This is a genomic window from Saprospira grandis str. Lewin, from assembly GCF_000250635.1.
Lineage (GTDB): Bacteria > Bacteroidota > Bacteroidia > Chitinophagales > Saprospiraceae > Saprospira > Saprospira grandis.
In genome coordinates this window covers 2,967,217-2,979,820 of sequence record NC_016940.1, presented here as the reverse complement: position 1 = coordinate 2,979,820, position 12,604 = coordinate 2,967,217, and the positions used below count along the sequence as shown (strand labels likewise).

8 protein-coding genes are annotated in these 12,604 nt (G+C 47.0%); 4 read left to right on the top strand and 4 right to left on the bottom strand.

The annotated features are described in order from the left end of the window. Positions 1-1,536 precede the first annotated feature (1,536 nt). The 4 genes from SGRA_RS13180 (at position 1,537) to SGRA_RS13165 (ending at position 8,679) form a co-directional block, all read left to right on the top strand. The gene (locus SGRA_RS13180) at positions 1,537-2,052 is read left to right on the top strand and encodes a hypothetical protein (protein ID WP_015693228.1); all 516 of its coding nucleotides are present in this window, start codon (positions 1,537-1,539) and stop codon (positions 2,050-2,052) included. Between the two features lie 1,126 nt (positions 2,053-3,178). Further along, entirely contained in the window at positions 3,179-5,425 is a 2,247-nt protein-coding gene (locus SGRA_RS13175) for a carboxypeptidase-like regulatory domain-containing protein (protein WP_015693227.1), read from the top strand. 42 nt (positions 5,426-5,467) lie between these two features. After that, complete coding sequence (locus tag SGRA_RS13170; protein WP_015693226.1) at positions 5,468-7,732, top strand: PD40 domain-containing protein; 2,265 nt, start codon at positions 5,468-5,470, stop codon at positions 7,730-7,732. A gap of 245 nt (positions 7,733-7,977) precedes the next feature. Beyond that, positions 7,978-8,679 (top strand): SDR family oxidoreductase, encoded by a 702-nt coding sequence (locus SGRA_RS13165; protein ID WP_015693225.1) that lies wholly within the window; start codon positions 7,978-7,980, stop codon positions 8,677-8,679. A gap of 61 nt (positions 8,680-8,740) precedes the next feature. Here SGRA_RS13165 and SGRA_RS13160 read toward each other — a convergent pair whose 3' ends face one another. The 4 genes from SGRA_RS13160 to SGRA_RS13145 are packed head-to-tail and all read right to left on the bottom strand — an operon-like array spanning position 8,741 to position 12,577. Next, positions 8,741-9,400, bottom strand: a complete 660-nt coding sequence (locus SGRA_RS13160; protein WP_015693224.1) for a hypothetical protein — start codon at positions 9,398-9,400, stop codon at positions 8,741-8,743. Further along, positions 9,393-10,496: a potassium channel family protein gene (locus tag SGRA_RS13155; protein ID WP_015693223.1), complete on the bottom strand. Its 1,104-nt coding sequence runs from the start codon at positions 10,494-10,496 to the stop codon at positions 9,393-9,395. The genes SGRA_RS13160 and SGRA_RS13155 overlap by 8 nt, the downstream gene beginning before the upstream one ends. A gap of 50 nt (positions 10,497-10,546) precedes the next feature. Beyond that, complete coding sequence (locus tag SGRA_RS13150) at positions 10,547-11,437, bottom strand: 3-hydroxyacyl-CoA dehydrogenase family protein (RefSeq protein ID WP_015693222.1); 891 nt, start codon at positions 11,435-11,437, stop codon at positions 10,547-10,549. A gap of 42 nt (positions 11,438-11,479) precedes the next feature. Beyond that, the gene (locus SGRA_RS13145) at positions 11,480-12,577 is read right to left on the bottom strand and encodes an aminopeptidase (RefSeq protein ID WP_015693221.1); all 1,098 of its coding nucleotides are present in this window, start codon (positions 12,575-12,577) and stop codon (positions 11,480-11,482) included. Between the last annotated feature and the right edge of the window lie 27 nt (positions 12,578-12,604).

Below are 12,604 nucleotides of genomic sequence, written 5' to 3'. Positions count from 1 at the left end.
TGGGCTTTTTCATGCCCCAGCCCAAGGGCTGCCAAACTGGGCTTTAGAGTCTATTTAAAGTTTTGTGCCTGCCCTTTCCTGCGCCTAGGGACAAGCCCCTAGGCTAGCTTTTTCAGACAGCCCTCTAAAGAGGGCCTTTGGACAAGGACCTGCTCTGCAATAACTATTTAGCAAAGCCGTATATATCAGCCTTTGAGGCCCTTGTCAGGGCTGCTCCCATTTAGATTAGCCTAGGCGCTGATTGACCAAGCTCTACTTTTATTAAACTGCCTAAAGGCCCAACCTTTGCTAGAAGAGCCAAAAGCCTGAACAGCACAAACCTACCCCACAACTATCCACCCTATATAGATTTGAAGAATTATTTTTTTCTGGCCCAAGCTTGCTTGGGCTTTTTCATGCCCCAGCCCAAGGGCTGCCAAACTGGGCTTTAGAGTCTATTTAAAGTTTTGTGTCTGCCCTTTCCTGCGCCTAGGGACAAGCCCCTAGGCTAGCTTTTTTAGACAGCCCTCTAAAGAGGGCCTTTGGATAAGGTTCTTCTCTGCGATAACAACTGAACAAGGTCTTATATATTAATAGTTGAGGCCCTTGTCAGGGCTGACTCCATTGGATTAGCCTAGGGGCTTGTCCCTAGGCAACTATTGGCCAAATCCTAAGCAGCTAAAGGCCTAAATTTTATTCGGATACACAAAATCCTGAACAGTCCCGAATAGCCGTCAAACTGCATGAGAGACGTCCCGAACTCCATCAGATAGGTTATGGAACCCCATGATAGACGTCCCGAACTCCATTAGATAGGTTGTCAAACTGCATGAGGGACGTCCTGAACTCCATTAGATAGGTTGTGGAACTCCATAAGAGACGTCCCGAACTCCATTAGATAGGTTGTGGAACCCCATAAGAGACGTTCCGAACTCCAGCAGATAAGTTGTCAAACTGCATGAGAGACGTCCCGAACTCCAGCAGATAAGTTGTCGAAGTCCTTTGTTGAGGTCTTGTTAGTCCTTGAAAAGAGTATTAGAACTACATAGCTAGAGTAATGAAGCTATGTCATATATAAATGAAGTAGTTGCATGCAGTATTGCGACCTAGAAAATTAGGTAAATAAGCTCAATTACGATCTAACAGACCTCAAAAAAGGAGTCTAGGAAGCTAAAGCTTGAAGTAAAGGACCGCAGCAATGCACTTTATAAGCTCTAAATTAAGGGTTAGGACCTCACTGTCTAGCTACTGAACGATACGCAAGTATTTATAAGACCTATCCTTTAAGGTTCAGAAGCACTAAAACTACCTTCCAAGACGAGGTTTTAGACCTTATACAAGCCCAAAAACTAACTAAAACGTTAAAATAGATGCTTTTTTAAAGCAAATGCGTAAATAAATTTAGTTATAACTTGCATTTACAAAAAGTTACCCCTACATTTATAACTATAACACAATATATAAACAAAAGACAGGAGTTCCCCCATAGCTTTTAGGCTATGATTGCTCTACCTAGTCTCTACTGTTTATTTTTAATTACTTAAATCTTTTTTAGTTATGGCTAAAAACAATATGATTAGCATTGAATTGCTAGCGACTGCTATTCAGCAGATTAACGGCGCTTTTGACCTAATTGATCAGCTTCTAGATGGCAAGGTCATTAACCTCAGCCCCAGCGACCGTCAACGTTATGGAAGCATCAATGAGCAGAACAAGCTCTTTATCCTCAAAGCACACAGCTTTTATCAAGCAAAGGGGCAATTGCTTCCTAGCTACTTTGATCGAGTGGAGTACGAAAAAGACTTTAATGCTCGTCAGGTTTTTGAGGGTCTAGAAGGTCGCACCAATGAGCTTTATGAAAAGCTTCGCGATACCCGCACCCTACTTGATTATGACTCTATGCGCTTTTCTTCTCAAATGTATAAGCAGGCAAAGAACATGAGCGAATCTGGCGTACCTGGTGTTGATTTTTGGGTAGCCGAAATGGCCCAGTTCTTCAAACGTAGCCGCATCAACCTAGAGGCCATGGCCGAAGAAGAAGATGTGGATAATACTGCAGAACAAGAGGATTAGGATTGTTGGAAAATGGAAAAGGCATAAAGCCTTTAATTAGTAGCCGAGGAATACCCCCTTGGCTACTTTTTTATCATCCCTATTGGCCACACACTTGCTTTAATTGTTAGAAATTATAATACCTCTGGGTTGAAACCCACAGCCCTTTCCTGCGCCTAGGGACAAGCCCCTAGGCTAACTTTTTCAGACAGCCCTCTAAAGAGGGCCTTTGATTCAGGTCCTTCTTTGCTGTAATGATTAAGCCAAGCCCTATATTTTAGTATTTGAGGCCCTTGTCAGGGCTGCCCCCATTGGATTAGCCTGGGGGCTTGTCCCTAGGCGATGATTAGCCGCTCCTTTTTTACTCCTCTACATCTACCCCCAAAACAGCATCCCCTCATCCGAGGGGATTTTCTGTTTACCCCAGCAACAACCTGATGTGCAAAGAAAAACAATTGCTCCCTAGCTATAATCAATTAGCTAAAACACCCTACCTTTTTTAATTATGGGGGAAACCCACAGCCCTTTCCTGCGCCTAGGGACAAGCCCCTAGGCTAACTTTTTTAGACAGCCCTCTAAAGAGGGCCTTTGGTTCAGGCCCTTCTTTGCTATAATGATTGAGCCAAGCCTTATTTAGCAGTTGAGGCCCTTTAGGGCTGACCCCATTAGATTAACCTAGGGGCTTGTCCCTAGGCGATGATTGGCTGCTCCTGTTTTACTCCTCTACATCCATTTACCCTAGGGCCAAGCCCCTAAGCCATAAGTAGCAGGCGGCAAAGCCGCCATGGCCGAAGGCCAAACGGCCCAGCGCTGCGGAGGGGTGGCCGAAGGCCAGACCAAAGGCGAAACGAAGTGAAGCCTGAAGGGCCGAGCGAATAGCGAGCCCCAAAGCATAGCGGCGGCCGAGCTAGCCAAAGGCTAGCCGGCCGCGGGCCCCAAAACCACTCACTATAAGGACCTAAAGGCCGCATCAAAAGACAAAAAAAGCGATTCTAAACTATAGGGGCAGTGCTCATTATGATTAAAAGCTGTATTTTTGTAGGCAGCAAAATTCTGCTTGAGGAAATAATTAGCCCCCAAAAAAAGTTTGATTAAAGTGCCAGTTAGGAATTTCTTTTGCTAAAAGGCGCGCTAAAAGGTGTAAATAATGATACTACGAACCACTTCTATTTTTTTGCTTCTATTGTGTTTGGGATGGGGGAGTTTGTCTGCACAGACAAATTGGAAAGACCTAAAGAAAGAAGCCGAGGCCGCAGCGGCCGACAGAGACTTTGCCCTGGCCGGCATCCGTTATGGACAAGCTTTTGAGCTTAAGCGCAGCCAACTAGACCTCGCCTATCTGGCTGGAGACTATTTTTTGAAGGCCAGAGATTATTCCCAGGCCCTAAAGTATTTGGTCATTGCCAAGGCCGAAGACAAAAAAGATTATGAATTGGTGGGGATGAAATATGCCTTGGCCCTAAAGCAAACTGGAGAGTATAAACAGGCAGAATCGGCATTTCGACAGTTTATTGGACAGTATGATGGTCCCCAAGCCGATTATTGGAAGGAGCGGGCTAGCCATGAAATTGATGGCTGCCAGTTTGGAATCAAGGCCGCAGAACAGGCCAAAGAGCTGCCCCTACAGCTCTTGTCGAGCCAGATTAACGGCGAAAAGAATGAGTTTGCCCCCATTTGGTTAAATGGACAGCTTTATTTTAGCTCGAGCAGAGACCGCAAAACGGTGCTTTATAGCAGTGAAAAAACAGGCGATATAGATAGCTGGAGCAAGGCCGCCCCCTTTGATGGCAATGCCAAAATCAATGGCGACTTTGCCGGGGGAAGCTTTACCGCAGATGGTCGCCGCTTCTATTTTTCGATGAAAAATAATAAGGGGAAATATGCCATCTATCTACTCGTGCAGGAAAGTGGGCGCTGGTCCAACCCCATTCCGCTGCCCATTTATATCAATGGAAGCGACTATAATAGTAGCTACCCCTTTGTGGTTGAGCAAGATGGGAAAGAAATCCTATACTTTGCCTCGGATCGTCCAGGTAGCAAGGGCGGTTATGACATCTGGCGGTCGATTCGACAGGCAGAAAGCAAGTCCTTCAACTTCTCTTTGCCCCAAAATCTAGGACCCAATATTAACACCTTTGCCGATGAATTGAGTCCCTACTATTCGGAAAAAGATCAGGCGCTTTACTTTAGCTCTAATGGGCATTTGAGTGCGGGCGGTCTAGACCTTTTCAAGGCCCAATCTACGGGCAAGGGTTGGGAGCTGGCCCAAAACCTGGGCTTCCCCATCAACTCTCCCGCCGATGAGCTCTATTATACAGAAGGGGCCAAAGGGAGTTTCTTTGTATCTAACCGCAGCATAGAAGGACAGACCGCTCCAGCCAACGAAAACATCTACTATCTGGGAGCCGCTAAAAATATCGAGCTCAAAGTGGAGGGAATTATCTATGCCGAGAACGACCCCAAAAAGACGCCAATTGAAGGCGTACAACTACAGCTTTTTGAGCAAACCGCAGGCAATGAAGAACTGGTTTATAGTGCCAAACTTACTGCTCAGGGCTATAGCATCAGCCTAGACGCCAACAAGCGCTATTTGGTCCTACTCACCGCAGAAGGCTATCAAACGGCTAGTTTTGAGCTGGCCACCCTAGACATTAAGCGATCGGAGACGCAGAACAACCCCATTGCTTTAAGAGCAGCGGAGCTTGTTGCTCAAGCTCCCAAAAAGGAATTTAAGAGCCCCTTCTTTGCCATTGTTCCTCAAGAATATATTGGAGAAGAAAAGGCCTTTAAATTGCCCAAGCGAGCAGAAGACCCTCAAACGGGCAAGGCTTATCCAGCAGGCAGTACCGAGGCCGAGCTCTATGAACGAGTGGCTAAAATTGCCGCCCGCTCGCCCTCCAATAAAGTCTATTGGGCCAAAAACAACCTCTTGCCACTGATGGAAGAGGAAGAGCCTATTGTGGCCAATACGCCCCCCAAGGAAGAACCCAAAGAAGAAACGCCCAGCAACAATAAAAAGCTAGGCAAAGGCCTACATAAACACTATGACGAAAGCCAAGAAGATGCAGCCGAAGAAGGCGTTTCTTATGTCATTCAGGTCTCTGCCGTGCGCCGATACAAGGCCGCTAAATACGAAGAGCTACAAGAAGGCCCCTTGGGCGACTATGAACTGAGCTTTGAGACCATCGAGCTCAATATTACTCGGGTGTTGGTGGTGCCGCCGGGCCGCAATATAGACGGCAGCATTGGCTTTAAAAAGAAAACGGAAGCACTAAACATCTTATATCATATTATCAACTCTACTCAATTTACCAAAGCCTTTGTCGTTGAATATAAAGATGGCGAACGCGTAGGTAAGGGCTTTAGAGGCCTGAGCCAAGATGATGAAATCTAAATGGGCCTAAGCGGTCAATAGAACTAACCACGACTAATTAGAATGAAACGAACAAATTACCTTTTACTCTCTCTCGGATTACTGCTCCTTCCTTTTATGCTTGACGCTCAAAGAGCTCCACAGAAAAGCTGGAAAAAGCTAAAGCGAGAAGCTGCAGAATTTGAAAAGCTGGGCGATAATAGTCGAGCAGCGCTCTACTATGAATCTGCCTATACGCAAAAGAGCTCTAAACCAGAATTGCTCTATATGGCTGGGGTTTGCTATCTCAAGGTCCGCGATTATGCCAATGCCGTAAAATGCTTGGCCGATGTAAAGGATAAGAATAATGAGAAAAACTATGATAAGCCCGGCTACCAATACGCCCTAGCCCTAAAGCAAACGGGGCAATATCAGGCTGCCAAAGATGCCTTTAATGAATTTTTGAAGGTCTATAAAGGTAGCGATCAGGCAGAGATGCAGGCTAAAATTACTACCGAAATTCAAGGCTGTAACTTTGCCCTTAAGGCGCAGGAGTATACCAACCCCAATATTTCGCTCAATCACTTGGCCCTCAATATCAACACAGAGAAAACCGAGTTTGCGCCCATCCCCTTTAGCAATAATGTGCTCTATTTTTCTTCTTCTATTAGTGGGGTCTCTAAGATTTACCGCAGCCAAAAAACAGGCGAAGATAGCTGGAGCAGCCGACAGGTCCCTACCCTATTTGCAGGCAAAATGGAAAAGCCCCATTATGGAAACGGTAGCTTTTCGGCCGATGGCAAACGCTTTTATTTTACCGAATGTGATTTTGTGAAAGCCGGAGAACTACAGTGCATGATCTATATCATGTCGCAAAATGAGGATGGCAGCTGGGCCAATCCCCAAGCCCTAGCCGATTATATCAATGCTCCCGAAAGCAATACCACTCACCCCTTTGTAATCACCAAAGAGGATAAGGAAATTCTCTACTTTGCCTCTGACCGAGAAGGCGGCAAGGGCGGCCTCGACCTTTGGTATGCCAGCCGAGACCTAAAGGATAAGGAGGCCAAATTCTCTTTGCCCAAAAACCTAGGCCCCAATATCAATACCGCAGGCGATGAAATCACCCCCTTCTATCACTTTCCCTCCCAAACGCTCTACTTTTCTACCAATGGCAGAATTAGCGCAGGGGGCTTTGATATCTTTAAGTCTAAGGGCGAAATGCTCAAATGGGAGGTGGCCCAAAATGTAGGCTTCCCCCTCAACTCGGCAGCGGACGACCTCTATTTTATCATCAATGAAGCCCACAAAGGCGGCTATTTGGTCTCTAACCGCACCTTTGACCCTCATAAAGTGACCACCACCAATGATGATATTTTCCATTTTGGCCAAGAAGGAAGCCGCTTCTTCCTCTCGGGTAAAATTATGGGAGAGGGCAAAGAAGGCCCCCTAGAAGATGTCAATATCAAACTCTTTGAGGTTATTGATGGCAATGAAGAACTCATTAGCGACAAAATGCTGGCCGTGGGCGAGTATAAGTTTGACCTCAAAACCAAAAAGGAATATCTCTTTGAAATTAGCGCGGAGGGCTATCCCAAACTCCTCAAAACTCTCTCTACAGAGGACACCCAACCCAATGAAAAGAAACAACGCAACTTCGTTTTGCCCAAGGCCAAGGTAGCCGCCGTTCCAGAAATCACTCCCGAAGCCCCCCAAATAGAGGCCCGCTTTATTGTGGTCCCCGAGGAGTTTTCGGACCGAGACATGGCCTACCTCCTACCCGATGAAGTGCCCCTAAATGAAAGCACTGGCGAGCCCTATGCCGAGGATAGCGAGGTCTATGACCTCTTCATCAAAGCCCAAGAAGTGGCCAAACTCTCTATGACCGGAGAGGTCTACTGGCAAGATGAGGTCCTCGTCCCTTATATGAGCGAAACTACCGCCAATACCGAGCCCGAAGAAACGCCCGAAGAAGCAGGTATTTTTGAACTCTATGCCCCCACTCCCGAAGCCGAAGAAGGCGTGGCCTACCAAATCCAAGTGGCCGCCGTTCGTAAATATCGCGCCTACCGCTTCGAGGAACTGCAAGAGGGCCCTCTACTCGATTATCGCCTGGGCTTCGAACCCATTGATGGCGGCATTACCCGAGTCATGATTCTGCCCCTAGAAAGCAATGCAGACGGCTCCGAAGGCTTCAAAACCAAGTCAGAAGCCCTCAATGTACTCTCTTATATTCTGGACCATAGCCGCTTCAAAACGGCTTTTGTGGGCCGCTACGAAAATGGAGAACGGGTCGGAGAAGGCTTCCGTGGCCTAGATGAAGATGCCGGACTTATTGATAAGAATTAAGCCCTAAGCAGTCGATTTTTTCGGCTGCTTTTTTTATGCTCGCTCAACTTTTTTTTGTTCTGCTGTTATATTGATTTGGGGCCTCCGCAGCAAAGCTGCGGCGCTACGTTTCAGGGCTCGCTATTCGCTCGGCCCTTCGCCAGCAAGCTGGCTCGGTCTGGCCTAACGCCCCCCCTTTCACATCGCTAGGCCTGCGGGCCTTCGGCCCTGTAGAACGCCATTAATCACCATTATAAAATTAGAATATGCAACTCCAAAATGCAACAGTAGTCGTTACGGGCGGAAGCTCGGGAATCGGAAAAGCCACGGCTCAACTACTCATTGAAAAAGGGGCCAAGGTCCTCATCACAGGCCGCAATGCCGAAAAGCTCGAAAAGGTGGCCCAAGAAATTGGCGCTACAGCCCTCGCCCTAGACATGGCCGATAGCGAGCAGTTTGCTACAGCCGCTCAAAAGGTCCAGGATATTATGGGCGCCCCCATTGATGTCCTCATCAATAATGCGGGCATCGGAGAGTTTGCCCCCTTGGGCGAGCTCAGCCTAGAGCAGTTCCAAAAGGTCTATATGACCAATGTCTTTGGCCTTAGCTTACTCACCCAAGCCTTTTTGCCTCAACTCAAGGCCCAAAAGGGCAATATTGTTAATATTGCTTCTACCGCTGGCCTCAAAGGCTTTGCCACCGGCTCTATCTATGCTTCTTCTAAATTTGCCCTTCGTGGACTCACCCAATGCTGGCAGGCCGAACTCCGCCCCCACAATATTCGGGTGCAGTTGGTCAACCCCTCAGAGGTCACTACGGCCTTTAACCAAAAAGATCGGGTCGAGCGAGCAGAAGAGGCCAAAAAGCTCCGCAGCCAAGAGATTGCACACGCCATTGCCTCTGCCCTAGAAATGGACGACCGCGGCTTTATTCCAGAACTCACCGTCTGGGCCACTAATCCGTTTTAATCGGGACCGCAGCGCAAAAAGGGAGCAACAGCTTAGGCTGTTGCTCCCTTTTTGCTTTCCGCTATAACCGTCGAAGCAAATGATAGAGTGGAAAAACGCTCAATAATAACAAGCCCTCTAAACATGGGCGAATCAGGGCCAGTATAAAGGCAAAGAACAAGCCCAGAGCATGGGCCCATAAAGGCGGGCGCTTAGGCATCGGCTGCCGAAAAGGAGAAAGCGAGGCTAACTGAGGATAATGGGCCATAAAATCGGCCTCATAGGCATAAGGTAAGCGCTCCAAAGGATGTTCTCGATAAGCCAGATAGGCCGCTTTGCGCCAGCCCTCTCTAAACAGTAAGTTGAAAAACTGGGCCATAAAATGCCCAAAATAATAGCCCATAAACGGCCTAAAAAAACCAAAGCCCCAATGCTTGCGGGCCAATAAAGCATATTGCTGCGCATGGCAAAGCTCATGCACAATAGTGGCTAAATTATTCAGGCCCAAAGGGCCTTCGGGCTTATCAATGTACAGCCTAATTTTTCGGCGGCTAAAACTATGCGGCAAGGCCACCCCCACGGCAAAACTCCCCAGCATAAACCAAGGCAGCTGCTCGTATAATTCAATCTTGGCCCCTTGCAACTCAGGGAAGAGCTGCTCAAGCAGTTGCTCCTCCGCTTGAGTCAGTTGAAGAGGCCTAGGAAACAGCCCTTCATACAACAAAATGACCCAGCTACGCAAGTGGGCGATGTTTGGGATGCATGACTACCCGCTCAAAGGTTTCTACCTGCTCCTCATCGCCTAGAATAACCAGACTCATCCCTTTGATAATCGCCGTATCTGGTCCAGGGTTAATAATATACTTACCATTGGCCAAGCGGGCCCCAATGATATTTACCCCAGTTTGGGAGCGCAGATTCAGGTCTCTAATCTGTTTATCTTTAAACTCTGGCCGCAAATCTTTATAATCTACCTCCTTAAAGCTCATAGAGACATCATTGCCCAAATTGGACAAGAGGTTGAGAAACTCCACCATTCGGGGCTGATAAATAAGAGTGGCCATATAAAAGCCTCCAATCACCTCTGATAAAACGGCATAATCGGCCCCAGCGCGCAAGAGTTTTCGCTCTACCGAATGGTTAGAGGCCCGGGCAATCACTCGGACCAACTTATTTAGTTCTCGGGCGGTAAGTACCGTATATACATTTAAGGCATCATCGCCAAAAGTGACCACAATAGACATGGCATGCTCAATGCCCGCATCCAAAAGAGTTTGGTCCATAGCCGCATCTCCCTCAATAAAGGCATAGCCGCCTTTGCGGAGCTCCTCCACCTTTTCCTCATCGCTTTCAATAATAACATAGGGCAACTTATTTTTGGTCAGCTCCTGAGAAATCTCCCGACCGTGTCGCCCAAAGCCACAAATAATCGTGTGGTTATGCAAAGATTGTATTTTCTGATACATACGATAATCTTTCATGAATTTCCGCAGGTCCCCTTCAATGATAAAAGAAGAAAGGACCGAAATAGCATAGGCAAAAATTCCGATATTGAAAATAATGATGAAAGAGGTAAACAGGCGCCCATTAAAAGAAAGCGGCTGAATCTCGCCATAGCCCACCGTCGATAAAGTAATGATGGTCATATAAAACGCATCGGAAAGGCTATAGTTATCAATAAACATAAAGCCCACGACCCCAATAAGGACCGTAAGGACCAGTAAGCCTGCAGCTAAAGCAATATTGCGCAGGTACTTACTCACTCGCTGATAATGCTGTTGAGAAGTAGAGCGAGTTTTATTTTTATGTTTTCTAACCTTAAATTTATTCGTGAGCATGGCAAGAGGAAAAAGAGGCAGTGGGCAAGCCCACTGCCTAAGGAAATAGTCTATTTCTTAAAGAAGGGAGCCACTTCTTTATCTTTGCTGCCAGGTGTATAGCGGTAGAAGCCTTCGCCTGTTTTGGCGCCTAGTTTACCTGCAGTGACCATATTGACCAGCAAGGGACAGGGAGCATATTTATCTTGGCCAAAGCCATCATAGAGAACATTGAGAATAGACAAACAAACATCTAGTCCGATAAAGTCGGCTAGTTGCAAGGGGCCCATAGGATGCGCCATGCCTAACTTCATCACGGTATCAATTTCTTCTACACCAGCTACCGACTCATAAAGGCTATAAATGGCCTCGTTAATCATCGGCATGAGGATACGGTTAGCAATGAAGCCGGGATAATCATTCACTTCTACAGGGACCTTCTTCAGGTTTTTAGAGAGCTCCATAATGGTATTTAGAGTCTCATCGGAGGTGGCATATCCACGGATGACCTCGACCAGTTTCATGACGGGTACGGGGTTCATAAAGTGCATACCGATGACCAATTCGGGGCGGCTAGTCACGGCGGCGATCTTTGTAATAGAAATAGAAGAGGTATTTGTGGCCAAAATACAGCCTTCGGGAGCGGCCTCATCCATTTGCTTAAAGATCTTGAGTTTGAGATCTACATTTTCTGTAGCGGCCTCTACGATTAGGTCGGCATTGGCTGCGGCCTTAGTGAGATCAGCGCCGGGAGTAATATTAGCGAGAGTAGCTGTTTTGCCGGCCTCATCAATTTTCTCTTTGCGCAGCATGCGGTCCAAATTCTTTTCGATGGTCGCCATGGCTTTGCTTAGTGCTTGTTCAGATACATCTACCAATTGGACCTTATAGCCCTGCATGGCAAAAACGTGGGCAATTCCATTTCCCATAGTTCCTGCACCTATCACAACAACATTTTTCATTTGAATACTTTATTTAGTTCTGTTAAACTGATTTTTAATTATTTAGCCTAATAAAAACTGGCCAGAGTCATAAATCTTTTCGCCATCGGCCCAGATTTCTCCGCCATTTTTCATTTCGGCGATCATATCCCAATGGATAGCAGATTGATTTTTGCCCCCACACTGCATATAGGTTTGTCCCACGGCCATATGTACCGTTCCGCCAATCTTCTCATCGAAGAGAATATTTTTGACGGGGCGTTGAATATCTCGGTTGGTGCCGATAGCGGCCTCGCCGAAGCGGCGGGCGCCGGGGATTTCAAAGATTTGGTCCAATAGTTTTTGTCCTTTTTTGGCCTCCCAACGTTGAATTTCTCCAGCTTTAACCCAAAGCGTAATTCCTTCGACCTCTTGGCCTTGAAAAATGGAGGGATAAGCGAAATGGATTTGGCCTTCTACGGAATCTTCTACGGGGGCGGTATAGACCTCTCCGGAAGGCATATTTGTTTTTCCGTCGGAGTTGATCCATTTGCGGCCAGCTGTACTAAACTGAATATCGATTCCTTCGCCTTTATAGTGAATTTGGCTACAAGCATTGAGGTGGTCCACAATGCCTTGCTGCTCTCTGCTTAGGGCCTCCCAAGCGGCTTTGGGGTCTGCTGCATCTAAGCGGCAGGCGGTATAGATAAAATCGGTATATTCATCTAGGCTTAGGCCAGCATTTTGGGCATGGGCCATAGTGGGATATTCGCAAAGGCTGCGTTTTAGGCGCAGGTCGGCTGTTCGTTCGCTATATAATTTGCGATAAGGCGCATGCGCTAGGGCTCTGAGTTTTTGTTTATCGCCATTGGGGCTATAGCAGAGTTGGCCATAGAAGGGCGCTCTAATATAGAGATAGCATTCAAACTCCTGCATAGCCTGTGCATAGATAGGGTCAATAGCTTCTAGCTGAGGGGTTTCGCCGTATTGGTTGAGCAGGCGGCCTTGTTCTCTAAAGCTAAGGCTAACATAAGGAATGCCTCCGGCTTTGAGCACCTCGGCATACACCTCACGGACTAAATCTTCGGCCAGAGTGGTAGAAGCGATATATACTCTTTCGCCGAGCTGTACACTTAGGGAGTAGCCGACCAAGAGTTTTGCATATTTTTTCAGGTAGTTCATAGCTTTGTTTTGACTTTGACCAAAGTT